Annotated in this window: 11 protein-coding genes and 3 pseudogenes; 3 read left to right on the top strand and 11 right to left on the bottom strand. The window is 63.1% G+C overall.

Annotation, left to right across the window (positions count from 1 at the left end):
• The 8 genes and pseudogenes from JCM19049_RS02070 to dinB all read right to left on the bottom strand — a co-directional run.
• A partial coding sequence (locus JCM19049_RS02070) for a Mur ligase family protein (RefSeq protein ID WP_279402261.1) occupies positions 1 to 607 on the bottom strand: 607 nt, incomplete at its 3' end.
• A gap of 306 nt (positions 608 to 913) precedes the next feature.
• Entirely contained in the window at positions 914 to 2,176 is a 1,263-nt protein-coding gene (locus JCM19049_RS02075) for a penicillin-binding protein 2 (RefSeq protein WP_279402262.1), read from the bottom strand.
• Positions 2,122 to 2,757, bottom strand: a complete 636-nt coding sequence (locus tag JCM19049_RS18010; protein ID WP_279402263.1) for a hypothetical protein — start codon at positions 2,755 to 2,757, stop codon at positions 2,122 to 2,124. Before JCM19049_RS18010 ends, JCM19049_RS02075 begins: the two co-directional genes overlap by 55 nt.
• Positions 2,758 to 2,804: 47 nt before the next feature.
• On the bottom strand, positions 2,805 to 3,614 hold the full coding sequence (locus JCM19049_RS02080) for a hypothetical protein (protein ID WP_279402264.1): 810 nt from the start codon (positions 3,612 to 3,614) through the stop codon (positions 2,805 to 2,807).
• Between the two features lies 1 nt (position 3,615).
• Positions 3,616 to 4,606, bottom strand: a pseudogene (gene rsmH, locus JCM19049_RS02085) (16S rRNA (cytosine(1402)-N(4))-methyltransferase RsmH).
• 159 nt (positions 4,607 to 4,765) lie between these two features.
• Entirely contained in the window at positions 4,766 to 5,197 is a 432-nt protein-coding gene (gene mraZ / locus JCM19049_RS02090; RefSeq protein ID WP_054820651.1) for a division/cell wall cluster transcriptional repressor MraZ, read from the bottom strand.
• Between the two features lie 536 nt (positions 5,198 to 5,733).
• The gene (locus JCM19049_RS02095; RefSeq protein WP_054820652.1) at positions 5,734 to 6,120 is read right to left on the bottom strand and encodes a DUF3040 domain-containing protein; all 387 of its coding nucleotides are present in this window, start codon (positions 6,118 to 6,120) and stop codon (positions 5,734 to 5,736) included.
• Between the two features lie 190 nt (positions 6,121 to 6,310).
• Positions 6,311 to 7,504 carry a DNA polymerase IV gene (gene dinB / locus JCM19049_RS02100; protein ID WP_054820653.1) on the bottom strand — a complete coding sequence of 398 codons (1,194 nt, stop codon included), beginning with the start codon at positions 7,502 to 7,504 and terminating at the stop codon, positions 6,311 to 6,313.
• Positions 7,505 to 7,623: 119 nt separating this feature from the next.
• Here dinB and JCM19049_RS02105 point away from each other — a divergent pair, with 119 nt between their 5' ends.
• Both JCM19049_RS02105 and JCM19049_RS18015 read left to right on the top strand, forming a co-directional pair.
• Complete coding sequence (locus tag JCM19049_RS02105; protein WP_279402265.1) at positions 7,624 to 8,643, top strand: polyprenyl synthetase family protein; 1,020 nt, start codon at positions 7,624 to 7,626, stop codon at positions 8,641 to 8,643.
• Positions 8,640 to 8,774, top strand: coding sequence for a hypothetical protein (locus tag JCM19049_RS18015; RefSeq protein WP_279402266.1), 135 nt, complete (start codon positions 8,640 to 8,642; stop codon positions 8,772 to 8,774). The genes JCM19049_RS02105 and JCM19049_RS18015 overlap by 4 nt, the downstream gene beginning before the upstream one ends.
• A gap of 103 nt (positions 8,775 to 8,877) precedes the next feature.
• On the opposite strand, the gene JCM19049_RS02110 is transcribed toward JCM19049_RS18015, so the two are convergent.
• The gene (locus JCM19049_RS02110) at positions 8,878 to 9,231 is read right to left on the bottom strand and encodes an Rv2175c family DNA-binding protein (RefSeq protein WP_246049511.1); all 354 of its coding nucleotides are present in this window, start codon (positions 9,229 to 9,231) and stop codon (positions 8,878 to 8,880) included.
• Between the two features lie 330 nt (positions 9,232 to 9,561).
• Here JCM19049_RS02110 and JCM19049_RS02115 point away from each other — a divergent pair, with 330 nt between their 5' ends.
• Positions 9,562 to 10,959, top strand: coding sequence for a LysM peptidoglycan-binding domain-containing protein (locus JCM19049_RS02115; RefSeq protein WP_279402267.1), 1,398 nt, complete (start codon positions 9,562 to 9,564; stop codon positions 10,957 to 10,959).
• A 132-nt stretch (positions 10,960 to 11,091) separates the two neighbouring features.
• Here JCM19049_RS02115 and JCM19049_RS02120 read toward each other — a convergent pair.
• Positions 11,092 to 12,563: pseudogene (locus tag JCM19049_RS02120) on the bottom strand (sensor histidine kinase).
• Between the two features lie 14 nt (positions 12,564 to 12,577).
• Positions 12,578 to 16,620, bottom strand: a pseudogene (locus tag JCM19049_RS23015) (NAD-glutamate dehydrogenase); the annotation flags it as partial.

The following is a 16,620-nucleotide window of genomic DNA, read 5'->3' on the forward strand; positions in this document are numbered from 1 at the left end:
TGAAGGCGTGGCCCAGCCCGCTGGGGGCCAACTCGTCCACCACCCACTGGGCGGCCGGGTTAGCGGCGTCCAGGCTGAGCGTGGTCACCGGGACGCGGGCGTTCTCCGCCAGTTTGCGGCCGTACTGGTCATCGACGAGCACCACGGCCTGCTCGCAGCGTTCGGGTTCAAAGAGCCGGGCCTTGGTGGCGAAGTACTCTTCCATGGACCCGTGCAGGTCCAGGTGGTCCTGGGTGAGGTTGGTGTATCCGGCGACGGCGAACTTCAGCCCGGCCACCCGGTTGTAGCTCAGCGAGTGGCTGGAGACCTCCATGGCAACCGCCTGCACGTCCTGCTCCCCCATCCGGGCCAGCAGGCCGTGCAGCTGGGTGGATTCGGGGGTGGTGAGCACACTGGGGATGATGCGCCCGCGAACGGACATTTCGATGGTTCCGATCAGCCCGGTGTTGCGGCCCAGGGCCTCCAGCAGGGAGCGGATCATGAAGGTGGTGGTGGTCTTGCCGTTGGTGCCGGTGACCCCGAAAAGCTCCGGTGTGCCGGCATCGGTGCCGTAGACGGCGGCGGCTGCGGTGGCGGCGATGGCCCGTACGTCCGGGACGATGCCCATCGGCACCTGGGCCTGGCTGCCGATCAGCTCCTGTCCGGCGGCGTCGGTGATGACCGCCAGCGCCCCATTGGCCAGGCGTCGGGGAGGAACTGGGCACCGTGCGCTTGGCCCCGGAAATCGCCAGGAACACGTCCCCGGGCTGCACGGTCTGCGGGTTCAGGCTCACGCCGGTCAGTTCCAGGTCCTGCTCGGCGCCGGAGGTGCTCTGCGCCTGGACGGCGGCGCACAGTCGGGCCCAGGAGATCGCCGTGCGGGCCGTGGGGCGCAGGTGGCGTTCGAGCTCGCGCGGTGATTCCGGCTGGTGGTTTACCAAGGTTTCTTCTGTTCCTTACCGACAAAGACGTTATAGGTATCGGGTTCCGTGGAGGACGGGGGCACGTTGAAGGTGTTCAGCGTGTGGCTCATTACCTCGGTGAAGGTGTCGGCCACCGAGAAGTTGCGCCAGTTGCCCTTGGGCCGGTACATGGTGGCAACGACCACGAACTGCGGATCATCCAGCGGGGCGACCCCGGCGAAGGAATAGGTGTAGCCGTCGTAGCCGCCGGATTCGCCGGCGGCCTGACCGGTACCGGTCTTGCCTCCCACGCGGTAACCCGGAATCTTCATTTTAGTACCGGTGCCCTCTTCGACGACCGATTCCATGAGTTTGAGCATCTCTTGTGCTGTTGACTTCTTCACAACCCGGGTGTTCTGCCCGGCGTCGGGCTTCTCCTCGGTGCCGTCGGGGTTGACGTAGCTCTCAATCAGGCTCGGCGGGATGCGCACCCCGCCGTTGGCCAGGGTCTGGAAAATGGAGGCGGTGTGCAGCACGGTCTGCGAGTAGCCCTGGCCGAACATGGTGGTGTACTGCTGGCGGCGGTCCCAGGCCTTCGGCTCGGCCAGCAGGCCCTTGCTCGCCCCGTTCAAGCCCAGCTGGATTGCGTCACCCAGCCCGAACTTGCGCATGTACTCGTAGCGTTCCTGGTTGCTCATCTTTTCGCCGACCATCACCGTGCCGGTGTTGTAGGAGCGGGCGAAGATGCCAGAGACGGTCATGTCATAGGTGGCGTGCGGCAGGGAGTCGTTGATGGTCTCCTTGCTCACCGTGTACTTGTTCGGCACCCGGAATTCGTCGGTGGGCTTGACCTTCCCGGCGTCGATGGCCGCGGCGAAGGTGGCGGCCTTGCCGGTGGAGCCGGGCTCGAAGGCGCGGGTGATGGACACCGAGCGGCGGAACTCCCCGGGGGTGGCTCCCGGATTGTTCGGATCCAGCTGGGCGGAGTCCCCGATGGCAAGGATCTTGCCGGTCTTCACTTCCTGCACCACGACCGAGACCCATTCGGCGTTGAATTCCGCGCGCTTCTTCTCGGCTTCGCGCTGGGCGACGAAGTTGATGTCCGAGTCAATGGTCAGCTTCACGTCCTGGCCGTCCACGGCCGGGACTTCCTCGCTGTCGGCGACGGCGATGCGCACCCCGTCGGCCCCCACTTCGATCTTGCGGCTGCCGTCGGTGCCGCGCAGGCGCTGCTCCTGGCTCAGCTCAAGGCCCTCGGCGCCGACCACGGACGTCTGGTCCTCGGAGTTGCGCACGAAGCCCAGCAGCGGTCCGGCGATGACACCTGCGGGTACTGGCGCTCACTGCGCAGCTGGGAGATCAGGCGCGGAACCCCGACTTCCATGACCTCGTTCTTGATCTCGGGGGTAACGCCCTTGGCGACAACCACGTACCCCTTGGGCTTTTCCCCGTCCTCGGGACGGATCGCATCGGAGACCTGCTCGACATCCTGGTCCAGGATTTCGGCGATCTCCTTGGCAGCCTGCTCGTAGGTGATCTTTTCGCGCTCATTCGATCCGTCGCGCTTCTTGCGCGAGATCATGTCCTTCTGCTCGCGCTGGTCGATCACCAGGTCGTAGCGGTCCACGCTGACAGCCAGCGTGGTGCCGTTGCGGTCGACGATCGAGCCGCGGGTCGGGGTGATGACCTGTTCGCGCATGCGGTTGTCCTGCGCGGTCTGGGCAACCTGTGCGGCATTGATGCCCTGGACATAGAACAGCCGACCGGCGATGGCCAACAGCGCGGCCAGGGACAGGATGAGCACCAGCCGCATCCGGCGCTTCGCTGTATCAATGCTCGTTGGGTTCACGCTCCAGCTCTTTCCCCTCAACTTCATTTCCGACAGCGAATCCTGCCGCCATATTCAAGCTTAGAAAGCGATTCCTAGTTTGCCGGGGATTTGATCGACGGTGCCGGGATCGAGCCGCCGTTCAGCTCCTTGTCCTCGAATACCGGGCGGCCGTCGCTGCCCTTCTCACGTGCCGTTTCCTCGGCGGCCGGGGCCTTGGAGGATTCCTTGGGCTCGCTTTGCTGTGGCGCGTCGGATTCGGTCTTGGCTTCACCGGCCTCCGCTTCGCTGGAGGAGCCGGCCGTGGCTTCCTTTTCCTTGTTCGCCTTGGCCACGCGGGCGCTTTCGGCGTCATCGCTGGCCTTGGAGCGGATGTTCTCCCCCGGCAGCGGCAGGCTTGCGTAGTCGGCGTGCGCGGCGGCGTCCTTGGAGGCCGATTCGGCTTCCTTGCTGATCTTGCCGTCTTCCAGGTCAACCAAACCCGGCGCGGCCGGGGCCACCAGCCCAAGTTCCTTGGCACGCTTGGCCAGGGTCTGCGGGGCGGCCAGGGACTGCGCTTCCTTCAGCAGGGCCTGATTTTCCTGTGACAGCTCGCGTTCCTGATGACGCAGCGACACCATTTCGTACTGGCGCTGGGCCACGGAGGTGTTCAGCAGAACCAGGGTGACGATCACCGCGAAGGCCAGCAATGCGAGCACGGAGACCATGACCACCAGCGGGCGACGGCGCTTCGGGCTGGTGTTGGGCACCAGGGACAACGTCGTGCGCTGTTTCGGATCAACGAACGGAACTTCGCTGGCGGCCACCGGTTCGGGGCGCGCCGATTTGGCGGTGGCGCCCTCAACCACGGGTTGGGCAGTCATAGCTGCGGTCCTCGGCAGACGTCGCGGGGCACGTTGGCTCATGCTAGCTCCTCTTCAGGATGCGCTCCACGGCCCGCAGGCGGGCCGAGGCGGCGCGAGGGTTTTCAGCGATTTCCTGTTCACTTGGCTTCTCGGTCCCCTTGGTGAGGACCTTGAATTCCGCTTTGTGCTCTTCGAGCTCAACGGGGAACCCCGGGGGTGCCGAGGACGTTGAACCCTGCACAAAAAATCTCTTGGTGATCTTGTCTTCCAGCGAGTGGTAGCTCATGACCACAATTCGGCCACCCACGTTCAGGCGCCCATGGAGGCCGGAATAGCGCGCTCAAGCACATCAAGTTCCTCGTTGACCGCGATGCGCAGCGCCTGGAAGGTTCGTTTGGCCGGATGACCGGAGTTACGGGCGGCGGCTGCGGGAACCACCGAGCGGATGACCTCCACCAGCTGGGCTGTCGTGCTGATGCGCGCGTCCTGGCGCTGCTGAACAATGGCCGAGGCAATACGCCCGGCGAACTTCTCTTCGCCCCATTGGCGGATGATCCGCTGCAGCTCACCGCGGTCCAGGTCGTTCACCAGGTCCTCCGCGGTGGGTCCCACAGAGGTGTCCATGCGCATATCTAAGGGGGCGTCGTATGAGTACGCGAATCCGCGTTCCCGCTCGTCCAGCTGCAGTGAAGAGACACCGAGGTCAAAGAGCACCCCGTCAATGCCGGTAAACCCAAGGTCCTGGACCACGTCGGCGATTTCGTCGTAGACCGCGTGGACCAGGTCGATGCGGTCGGCGAAGGGCTCAAGACGGGCTCCGGCCAAGGCCAGCGCTTGTTCGTCACGGTCCAGCCCAATGAGGTGTACGTTCTCGAAGCGTTGCAGGATGGCCTCTGAATGCCTCCCATGCCCAGCGTGCAGTCCACGACGACGGCGCGGCGATTCTCCGCATTGGCCCGCTCAATACCCGGAGCGAGCAAGTTCAGGCAACGGTCCTTAAGGACGGGAATATGCCGCTCGGATGCTGGACGTTCTTCGCCGCTAACCGGCATAGTGCCCCCTTTCGCCGTGTCGTGTGCTGGGATCAGATCCCCCTCCAACCCAAAAGCCGGTGTTCGGTTCTGGCTCCGGGGAAGTGAAGCCAGGGCCGAACCGCCTTGAGATGGCTGGAGATCTCATCCCAGCTGTGCCCCCATGGTTCGTAAAACTACTTATCCAAGTCCTGGAAGTTCGTCTTCATCAGTATCGGAGAAGGCTTCTTCCTGCTGCTGCAGGTAGTCCTGCCACGCCGTGGTGTCCCAGATCTCCACGCGGTTGCCTGCACCGATGACCGTGACCTCACGGTCCAGCCCGGCGTAGGAACGCAGCATCGAAGGAATGGTGACCCGGCCCTGCTTATCCGGCACTTCATCCGACGCCCCGGACAGAAATACACGTGCATAGTCTCGAGCCCGCCGGGACGAAAGAGATGCCTGCGCGAGCTGCTCGTGCTGCTTCTCAAATTCCCGTTGGCTAAAGACGTAGATGCACCGTTCCTGCCCGCGGGTCAGAACCAGTCCGTATGACAGTTCCTCGCGGTATTTAGCAGGAAGAATCAACCGCCCCTTGTCATCGAGACGCGGTGTATAAGTTCCAAGGAACATACACACCGCCTTTCGCATGAAGTGGTGATTCCGCCATCTTCCTCTACTGTCCTCCACTTTACTCCACCACTCCCCACTGTCAACGCGACCGGAGGTGTTTTAGCTCAGGAGTAGAGAAATAATCCGCGGGATTTCGGGCTAGTTTCGCGGGGGTGGACGGTGGAGGGATTTGGGCTGTTTTGACCCAGGGCGTGGCTCGTACCCCCTCTCAAACCCCGATTTCGCGCGAAATTCGCTGGCCCGGAGGAGCAGTGGAGGAAAGTGGGGGAAGATTACTCGGAGCGGTGAAGAGTGGTGCAGAACACGCGAAACTCGGCGGGTTAGGGCAACCTTGGAATCTACTTAGAGTTCGTTGCTCGCTAGCTGCCGCAGTACGGTATATACACGGCCGCTGCGGGTGCCTGCCGGCCGGGGGCCGCGGCCATCGCGTTGGGGTTCGTGCAGCCTTGCCGGCGCAGTTGGCCAGAGCTGCCCGGCAAGAGGGTTAAAACGAAAAGGCACGATCCATTGGATCGTGCCAATTGCTTCGGGAAGCTCTAGCTATCCCGCTGGTCCCGCTTACGCTGGTTCCACTTTTCTTCAAGACCGCTCATGAACTGGGAGCTGCCGCGGTTGGCGGTCTTTGATCCGCTCTTCAGCGGATTTCCTCCCAGCTTACCCTTGGCGGACTTTTTCAGTGCCAGGGCTACGCCTGCAAACATGACGGCGAAACCGATCACGCCCACCACGATCAGTTGTTGGGAGATTCCGAAGATCAGCGCCCCCAATCCGACAATGAAGATCAGGGCGCCAAGAGCGATGTTGCGGGTCGACAGGCGTCCGCTATTGCCGGGAGCTTTCATGTTGGAAGCGAAGCGACGATCTTCATGCAGCTGCTTTTCAAGCTGCTCCAGCAGACGTTGCTCATGCTCAGATAGTGGCATCGTCTTCTCCTTCCAAGTCCCTGCGTGACGACCGACTCCGTCCTCACCCAGTAGAACGGTTTACCGCAAGATTTTGTTCCCCGCGAGAAATCTCCTACGTATCTCTAAGGATAGTCTTTTTAGACTCGAGGCTGCTAGTTCAGCCGTTGTGCTGTTAATAAGACTTAGTCTCAGCGCTGCGGCCCAGGTGTCATGAGTCGGTTGAAGACGGGCCTTTTGGTCGCAATAGCCGCGCTGGAGTGAGCCGCTGGGATGGGAACTTCAGCGCGATGCTGTCAGCGATCTTTTCCGCTTCACGGGTCTTCTCGTCAATCGGGTCCAAGGACAGCTGCACTCCCTGGGTTTCCTGCCCCAGCCGTTCTGCCCTAACCCCCACCAGACGCACTGCTTGCGGCAGTGGCAGCAGACGGCGGAACAGTTCAAGCACGCCGTTAGTCAGAGCCGAGGGAGAATCCGTGGCTGCCGGCAGCGTTTTGGAACGATTAACCGTGGTGAAGTCCTGGTACTTGATCTTGATGGCCAGCGCCTCGGCCAGCTTTCCAGAGCGACGCAGGCGTTGGGCAACCTTGTGGCTGAGCACCACCAGTTCATCTTCCAAAAGCTTTAACTCGCTCTGGTCCGATTCAAAGGTGTGTTCGGCCGAGAGCGACTTTTCCTGCCGCACGGGAACCACTTCGCGGTCGTCGATCCCCCGGGACAAACGGTGCAGGTTGCGACCATGCTCGCCAAATTTTTGCACCATGACATTTTCCGGGTACTGGGCCAGCTGTTCCACGGTTTCAATCCCTGCCCGATGCAGCTGCTCCAGGGAACGCTTCCCCACGCCCCACAACGCAGAGACCGGCAATTGATGCAGAAATTCAACGGTGCGCTGCGGTGCCACGACCACCAGGCCGTTGGGCTTGGCATGCTCCGATGCCAACTTGGCCACGAACTTATTGCGGGCGATCCCGACGCTGGCCGGAAGCCCCAGCTCATCCTTGAGGTACTGCTTGATCTGCTGGGCGATCCGCACCGGGCCGCCCAGGCGCCGCATGCTGCCGGTCACGTCCAGGAACGCCTCGTCAATGCTCAGCTGTTCGACCAGAGGGGTGATTGTGGAGAAGTACTGCATGATCTTGGCGGAAATCGCAGAGTAACTGTGATGGTTCGGTTCCACGATGGTTGCATTCGGGGCCAGGCCCATCGCCTGGGACATGGGCATTGCCGAATGAACTCCCAGGGCCCGGCAATCGTAGGATGCTGAAAGCACGACGCTGCGCCCCTGCGGGTGCCCAACAATCACCTGCTTGCCCGCTAGCTCTGGGCGAGACAGCAGTTCCACTGACACGAAGAAGGCGTCCATGTCCACGTGCAAAATCGCCCGCTCAGCCTTATCAGTCATGGCTTAAGTTTACCGGTGCGTACCTACAAATTGGCGGGTTCTTCCGGCGCCCGTCCAGCGTCTTTCCGCTGGCCGTGAATTCCTCCCCGCAACGTGCGCCTACCCGGTGAGACGGTAGAGTGGATGTAATCTCTTTCCCTCGTCATACAGAGAATTGGAACCGAATGTCGCTGCCCCAGTCCATTGTTGCCCAAGCGCCTGAAGCTGAAGAGCTCACCCGGACTTACACGCAGCGGTTAACCGCAGAATTGGACTCATTCCTTGAGGCCAAAGCGGCCGAGGTAGGCTCCATTACCGCCAGCGCCGTGGCCTTGGTTGACGCCATTAAGGCCCTAACCCGTGGGGGCAAACGACTGCGGCCGGCTTTCGCCTTCTGGGGATTCATTGGAGCTGGCGGGGATGCGATGGACGATGACATCGTGAAGGTGGGTGTTTCGCTGGAGCTCTTTCAGGCGGCCGCACTGATCCACGATGACCTAATTGACCGTTCCGATACACGACGGGGACAGCCCAGCGTGCACAAGCGCTTCGAGGCGCAGCACCGTGAGGCCGGACTGAGCGGTGATGCGGCGCATTACGGTGGGGCCAGCGCAATCCTGGCGGGAGATCTGTGTCTATCGCTGAGCGAAGAGGTGTTCGCCTCGGTAGCCTCCGCAACTGCCGATACTCGTCGCATTTTCAATCGGATGCGCACCCAGGTCATGGCCGGTCAGTACCTGGACATTCTGGAGGAATCGGCTGGGTCGGCTTACGACCCGGCCGAAGCGGTCAAGCGGGCGCGCACGATCGTGCGCTACAAGTCGGCGAAGTACTCCACGGAGAATCCCTTCCTTCTGGGTGGGGCTCTTGCCGGCGCCAGCCCGGACTTGTTGGATTCCTATCAGGCCTTCGCGTTGCCCCTGGGTGAGGCATTCCAGTTGCGGGATGACGTCCTGGGTGTATTTGGTGATCCCTCGATCACCGGCAAGCCGGCGGGCGACGACCTGCGTGAGGGCAAGCGCACGGAAATGATCGCGCACGCCATGCTCCTGGCCTCCGATGCGGAACGCCAACTGATCACCGAGCGCTTGGCGCGCCCGACCTCGGCGACGATGAGGTACTGCGCATCAGCTCAATCCTCAAGGAATGCGGTGCGTTGAAGGCCACCGAACAGAGCATTGAGGAGTTGACCGCCACAGCGTTGACCGCGATGGAGCGGATCCCGGTTGCACCCCTGGCGGTGGCGGGCATGGCCCTGCTTAGCGATGCCGTGACCAAACGCATCAAGTGATTACTATTCGATAAAGTCCGACTGATACACCTGCGGATGCCTGAGGGGCATAAAAATCCGTTGCCCTCCTCCGGGCAACGGATTTTTGTTCTGTTCGGCGTGATTACCAGGCCATGGCCTGGGCACGACGACGAATTTCGGTCTTGCGTCCCTGACGCAGTGCTTCCATCGGCGTCCCGGGCAGGGTGTCGTCCGGCGTAAAAAGCCAGCGGAGAGCTTCCTCGTCCGAGAAGGCAGCGTCGCGCAGCACCGTTAGGGTTCCCTTTAGGCTGTCTACAACTTGCCCGTCCATGACAAATTCTGCGGGAACCGAACGCACCGGAGGTTCCCCGATGCGAACCGCGATGATTTTTCGATCGTCGATGAGCCGGTGTACCTGACGAATATCGGTGTCCAAGGCCTCTGCCATGTCCGGCAGGTTCAGCCATTCCCCAATGAGATTCTCTAGTTCTTTCACGCTTTAAGGGTCGCACACTCCACGGGAGTTGTGTTCGCATAATGAAAACTTGAGGAAAACCTGACCCATTGGTTTCCTTGCGCCCCACTAGTAGTGTAAATTTTCAGATATCACTTTGATAACAATTGCAACACAATCCACAGCAACATCATGCTTGTCGTGGAAAGGGTTGCTCAGGTCTCATCGACTCCTTCAATTGAGGAAAAATACATGCCCCAAGATTCGATTCGTGTCACCAAGCATGCGTTGAGTGCCGTCGCTGGTGCAGCAATTCCGGCGGTTGTCCTGGGCAGCCTTGCCGCAGCCCCGGCCCAGGCCTCGCAAGTAGAGTTGACCAAATCCTCCGTCTTGACGCCCAAGAGCGTTTCCCCCCAGACGGTGAAGATCGCTGAAGAACACATCAAGGCCCACCTGTTGGCCTCGCGAATCCCTACCCTGGGATTGCCCGCGCAACGGCAGGTCAAGGAGATTAAGGTGCCGTCGGGCGCTTCGTTGTGGAGCCTGGCTCGCGAATACGATTCTTCGGTCTCCGAGCTGAAGAAGATCAATGACCTAGACAGCGACCTGATCCGCGAGGGCCAGAAGCTGAAGGTTCCAGGCAAGAATTCCTCGTCTGAGAAGAAGACCGCGAAGAACACCCGCGGCGTGGCCAGCAGCGAAAGCTACACCGTCAAGGCCGGAGACACCATGGGCCACATCGCCCACCGCCGGGACGTCTCCCTCTCCGAGGTCCGCAAGGCCGCAGGAAACCCCTCCGGCGACCGCATCTACGTCGGACAGAAGCTGAACTTCGGCGGCTCCTCAACACCATCCAAGAACAGTCCCAAGAAGGACAGCGGCAAGACCACCGGCGGTAGCTACACCGTGAAGTCCGGGGATACCCTGGGTGCGATCGCGGCCCGCAACGGGATCAGCCTGAGCAAGCTGATGAGCATGAACAACTTGTCCTCCAAGTCGCTGATCTTCCCTGGTGACAAGCTCAAGCTCAGCGGATCGGCCCAGTCCTCCTCGCCGAAGCCGACCTCGCAGTCAAACAGTGCCCCGAAGTCGAGCGGCACCAGCAGCTACAGCGTCAAGTCCGGCGATACCCTCGGCGGCATTGCTGCCAAGCACGGGATTTCGCTGAGCCGTCTGCTGGATCTGAACCCAGAGGTCAGCACGCAGACTCCGTTGCAGATCAACACGAAGCTGAAGGTTTCTGGTTCCTCGGTAAAGCCGAACGCGGGCGTGAAGCCGACACAGAAGATCGGCAACACCTTCGCCGGGCGCACTTATCCTGATGCCACCGTGCGCAGCGCCAATGAGAACAAGGCCTACTTGGATTCGATCTCGGTTCCCAGCCGCTCCGAGATGCAGGCGCTGATCCGCAGCACTGCCAAGAGCATGGGGGTTGACCCGGCCCTGGCCCTGGCCCACGCCCAGCAGGAGTCCGGTTTCAATCAGCGCGCGGTCTCCCCCGCCAACGCCATTGGAGCCATGCAGGTGATCCCGAGCACCGGTGAATGGATGTCGGGCATGGTGGGGCGCAAGCTGAACCTGTTGGATCCGCGGGACAACGTCGCGGCCGGCGTTGCCACCATCAAGTACAACCTCGCCAACGCCGAGAGCCTGGACCACGCCATCGCCGCGTACTACCAGGGCCTGGGCGGGGTGCGGAAGTACGGGATGTATTCCGACACCAAGGTTTATGTCGCCAACGTCAAATCCCTGATGAAGCAGTACCGCTAGTCGGTGGCCGGGTGCCGTGTTCTGCCAGGACGGGGGCACGGGGCCTGGCTAACCGGCACTCCGCATGACTAAGGCGGGTGAATCCATTATGGATTCACCCGCCTTAGTCATGCGCGGTATCGGCTCGCAGCGTTAGTGGGCGTTGCTGCGCAAGTCCAGCGGCATCTCAATGACCACTTCGGTGCCCTGGTTCGCTGCCTGGTTCCAGTGGATTTCGCCGCGCAGCTCGCTGGTAACCAGGGTGCGCACGATCTGCAGTCCCAGACCCTCGCTGTACTCCCCCTCGGGCAACCCATGGCCGTTGTCGCTGACCGTGACTCGCAGCCACTTGTGGCCGTCCCGGCCCAGGTATCGCTCGGCCAGTAGCCGCACTTCCCCGTCACGGCCGGCCAGCCCGTGTTCCACTGCGTTGGTGGCCAGTTCGTTGATGACCAGGGACAACGGGGTGGCCAGTTCGGCCGGCAGCATCCCGAATTCCCCTTCGCGCACGGTGCGAACCCGCTGGCTCGGACTGGCGATTTCAACGATGAACCGGAACTGTCGGTCCATCAGGTCATCAAATTTTACGGTTTCGTTCAAACCCTTGGACAGGAAATCGTGTACCGAGGCGATGGTTGAGACCCGGCGCATGGCCTGTTCCAGACCCTGTTTGCCCTCGGTCGAGTTCATGCGCCGGGACTGCATGCGCAATAGCGCGGCCACCGTCTGCAGGTTGTTCTTCACCCGATGGTGGATTTCGCGGATGGTGGCGTCCTTGGTGACCAGTTCCTTTTCCCGCCGGCGCAGCTCGGTCACATCCCGGCACAGAACCAGGGATCCCCAGCGGCGGCGTTCGTCGCGCAGCGGGATGGCACGCAGCGAAATGTTCACCCCGCGGTACTCCATCTCGGTGCGCCACGGCATTTTGCCCTGGACCACCAGCGGCAGGGTTTCGTCAATAACCCGCCGGTCGCTGACCAGTGCCATGGTCAGGTCCGAGAGCGACTGGCCCTGCAGTACCTCGGCGGCTCCGAGCCGGCGAAACGCCGACACCGCGTTGGGGCTGGCGTATTCCACCACCCCGGCGGCGTCCATCCGGATAAAGCCGTCGCCTACCCGCGGGGCGCCGCGCCGTGACCCGGTCGGGCTGGCGAAGTCGGGCCAGAGCCCGAGGGTGCCCATGGTCAGCAGGTCATCGGCGCTTTGCCGGTAGACCAGTTCCAGGTTGGAGGGGGTGCGGCTGGAGGCCAGGTCGAAGTGGAGGTGATGACCGCGACCTTCCGTCCCTGGCGGACCAGGGGGACGGCCTGGACGGTACTCTGCCCGGCCAGGTCGGCCGGGTGCTGCACTGAACGCTGCAACTGCCCGGTGGCCCAGGCCTCGTCCACCATGATCCGCAGGTCCTTGCGGATCCGCTCCCCGACGAAGTCGGTGTGGAACGCGGTGTGCGAGGTGGAGGGCCGCACGTGCGCCAGGGCCACGTAGGACCCGTCCCCGGTGGGGAACCAGAGCACCAGGTCGGCGAACGCAAGATCGGCCACCAGCTGCCAGTCCCCCACCAGCAGATGCAACCAGTCCTCATCACCGGGCCCGAGCTGAGAATTTTCGCGCAGTTGCTCGGTGATGAGGCCATGGTGTGTTACTTCCTCCGGACGATGGAACGCAGCAGGCGAAGTGCGACGGACAGCGAGGCCATGTCGTCGCGCTCCAGGTTGTTGACCTCCTGGAACATGTTCTTCGCACGATCAAGGTTAGCCGCGTTGGCTTCCTCCCAGGCCGCAACACGCGCGTCGGCGTCCTGCAGGTCTCCGGCCGCGTCCAGCACGTCCCCGGTCATGTCAATGATCGTGGAGTACAGGTCATCGCGCAGCGCGGCACGGGCCAGTGCCTTCCAGCGGTCGGTGCGCGGCAGCGCGGTGATCCGGTTCAGCAGGGCGTCGACCTCGAACTTGGCGTACAGCGCGAAGTAGGTGGTGGCCACCTTCTCGGTGTCGGCGTCGTTGCGGAAGATGTAGTCGGCGATGTCCAGCAGGCATAGGACTCGAACTGTCCGGCCCAGTGGATCGCCTGCTCCTCGGTCAGCCCGTGCTGGATGGCATCTTCACGCCAGGTGGCGAAGCGGGCGGCATCCACCCCGCGCAGCAGCTGCGGCAGCTGGGCGCGCAGCTTCTGCACCTTGGCGGCGTAGCGTTCCACCATTTCCCCGACGCTCAGTTCCAGGTCCACATGGTTCAGGAACCAGCGGGTGGTGCGGTCCAGCAGACGGCGCAGGTCGTGGTGCTGACGCGACCAATAACCGATGTCCTGCCCGGCCGGCTGCAGGTTGATTTCCTGGAACCAGCGTTCGTACTCGTAGATCTCCCGCAGCGCGCAGAAGACCTTGGCGATCTGCGCCTCGGTGGCCCCGGTTTCCTCCATGGCGCGGAAGATGTAGGTGATGCCGCCGATGTTCACGATTTCGTTGGCCACCACGGTCGCCACGATCTCGTTGCGCAGCGGATGGCTGTCCAGTTCTTCCCCGAACCGCTCGGAGAGCTGGCTCGGGAAGTAGCGCTTGAGGGTGGCGAAGAAGTAGTCGTCCTCGGTCAGGTCCGATTCGGCCAGCGCCTGGGCCAACTGGATCTTCGCGTACGCGGTGATCACTGCCAGTTCCGGGGTGGTCATTGATCCGCCCGAAGCGCGCCGGGCCTCCAGTTCGCTGTTGGAGGGCAGGAACTCCAGCTCACGGTTCAGATCCGCGTGCTCCTCCAGCCAGTCCATCAGCCGTTCGTAGGCCGGGGTCCAGGTCTTGGCCGCGTGCTTTTCGTTCAGCAGCAGCACGTTCTGGTTGAAGTTGGTCTCCAGCACCAGGTCGGCGACGTTGTCGGTCATCGAGATCAGGAAGTCCGCACGCTCGGCAGGATCGATGGCCCCGGCCTTGACCTGGCGGTCCACGAAGATCTTGATGTTCACCTCGCGGTCGGAGGTGTCCACGCCGGCCGAGTTGTCAATGGCGTCGGTATTCAGGATGACCCCATTGGCCGCGGCTCGATGCGGCCACGCTGGGTCATGCCCAGGTTGCCGCCCTCACCGATGATGCGGGCCTGCACCTGGCGTCCGTCCACGCGGATGGCGTCGTTGGCGCGGTCCCCGACCTGGCCGTGGCTTTCGGTGCTGGCCTTGATGTAGGTGCCGATGCCGCCGTTGTACAGCAGGTCGACCTTGGCCGAGAGGATCGCCTTGAGCAGGTCGTTGGGCGCCATCGCGGTGGTGTCATCGGGCAGGCCGAGCAGCTCGCGGACTTCGGCGCTGACCGGCACCGACTTCAGCGACCGGGAGAACACCCCGCCGCCGGCGGAGATCAGGTCCTTGTTGTAGTCGGCCCAGCTGGAGCGCGGCAGGTCGTAGAGCCGCTGGCGTTCGGTGAAGGCCGCCTCGGGCTCCGGGTTCGGATCCAGGAAGATGTCGCGGTGGTCGAAGGCGGCCACCAGCTTGATGGTCTTGGTGCGCAGCATGCCGTTGCCGAACACGTCACCGGACATGTCCCCGATGCCCACGGCGGTGAACTGTTCGCTTTGCGAGTCCATGCCGAGTTCGAAGAAGTGGCGCTTGACCGATTCCCAGGCACCGCGGGCGGTGATGCCCATGCCCTTGTGGTCGTAGCCCACCGAGCCGCCCGAGGCGAACGCGTCGCCCAACCAGTGGCCCTTTTCCTCGGAGATTGCGTTGGCGGTGTCGGAGAAGCTCGCGGTGCCCTTGTCGGCGGCGACCACCAGGTAGGTGTCATCCCCGTCGCGGCGCACCACGTCCACCGGCGGCACCACCCGCTGGCCCTGCTCATCGGTGATGACGTTGTCGGTCAGGTCCAGCATGGTGCGGATGAAGATCCGGTAGGAGGCCTTGCCCTCCTCCATCCAGGCGCCGCGGTCCACGGCCGGGTTCGGCAGCTGCTTGGCGTAGAAGCCGCCCTTGGCGCCGGTGGGCACGATCACCGAGTTCTTCACCATCTGCGCCTTGACCAGGCCCAGCACCTCGGTGCGGAAGTCTTCGCGGCGGTCCGACCAGCGCAGGCCGCCACGGGCGACGGCGCGAAGCGGAAGTGCACGCCCTCCACGCGCGGGGAGTACACCCAGAACTCGTGCTTGGGGCGTGGGAACGGGGCGAAGTCGATCTCATTCGGGGCCAGCTTGAAGCCCAGCGCGTGCCCGGCGGCATAGTAGTTCGTGCGTTTGGTCGCCTCGATGACCTTCACGAAGCGGCGCAGCAGCTTGTCGGCATCCAGGGTCGGCACGCTTTCCAGGGCCGCGCTGATCTTCTGGTGGGCTTCCTCGCGGGCCGCCTCGGACTCCTCGGCCGAGAGCTTCGGGTCGAAGATGGCGTGGAAGAGGCTCACGATCCGTGGGTGACCTCGGCGTTGGAGACCAGGGTGCTGGCGATGAAGTCGGTGGAGTTCGGAACCCCCAGCTGCAGCAGGTAGTGGGCGTAGGCGCGCAGCATGGCCACTTCGGTCCAGTGCAGTCCCTCGCGCAGCACCAGGGCGTTCAGCTCATCGGATTCGGCGGCGTTGCGCACCACCGCCGAGTAGGTTTCGGCCAGCAGGTCCTGGACGGCGGAGAAGTCGATGTCCTCATCGACCTTCAGGCCCAGGTCGTAGATGTAGCGCTGCTCGCCGTCCTGCGGCTGCAGCTCGAAGGGCCGCTCGTCCACGACTTCCAGGCCTAGGTCCTGCAGCACCGGCAGGATGCGCGAGAGCATCAGCGGACGGTTGACGTAGATCTTCATCCGGACGCTGACCGGGCTGTCCTCATGCTCGTCGGTCGGGGCGTAGAAGGAGACGACCGGACCTTCCTGGGCCGGCTCATCGAGCTGGGCCAGGCGTTCAATGTCCGCCAGCGCATCCTCGATCTCGAACTGGACCTTGTAGGACTCGGGGAAGGCCTCGGACCAGGACCGGGCCAGGTTGCGGGCCTCGTTGGCTTCCAGGCGCTCGTGGGCCGCATCGTGCACCGCTTCACCCCAGGAACGCACCGCGTTGGCGATGCGGGTCTCCAGGTGCTTGCGGTCCACCACCGGGGCCAGGCCGTGGCGCTGCAGACGGATCCGGTAGAACAGGCGGATCAGAGCCGAGTCGCTCATCAGCACGTCGTATTCCATGGAATCCGGGTTGAAGGACTGCTTGAGCACATCCTCGATGCGCTGGCGGACCAGGGTGGAGAAGCGGTCACGCGGCAGGTAGACCATCACGGACATGAACCGGCCGTAGTCATCGGGGCGCAGGAAGACGGAGGTGCGGCGGCGCTCCTGCAGGCGCAGGATGCCCATGGCGGTGTTGGTCAGGTCCTCCACGGAGATCTGGAACAGCTCATCGCGTGGGTAGGTTTCCAGGATGGTGACAATGTCCTTGCCCGAGTGCGAGTCCGGGGCGAAGCGGCGTGCTTGAGCACTGCGGCGACCTTTTCGCGCACCAGCGGCACGGCGGTGACGCTGGAGGTGTACAGGCTGGAGGAGAACAGGCCGATGAAGCGGCGTTCGCCGTTGACCTCCCCATTGGCGTCAAAGCTCTTGACACCCACATAGTCCAGGTAGGTGCCCCGGTGCACGGTGGAGCGGGCGTTGGCCTTGGTGATCACCAGGGCGCGCTTGTCGCGTGCCGTGGCCCGGCCGCGCTTGGTCAGGTGCAGCGGGCCGCGGTCATCGGCGTCG

Source organism: Arthrobacter sp. JCM 19049 (assembly GCF_001310435.1).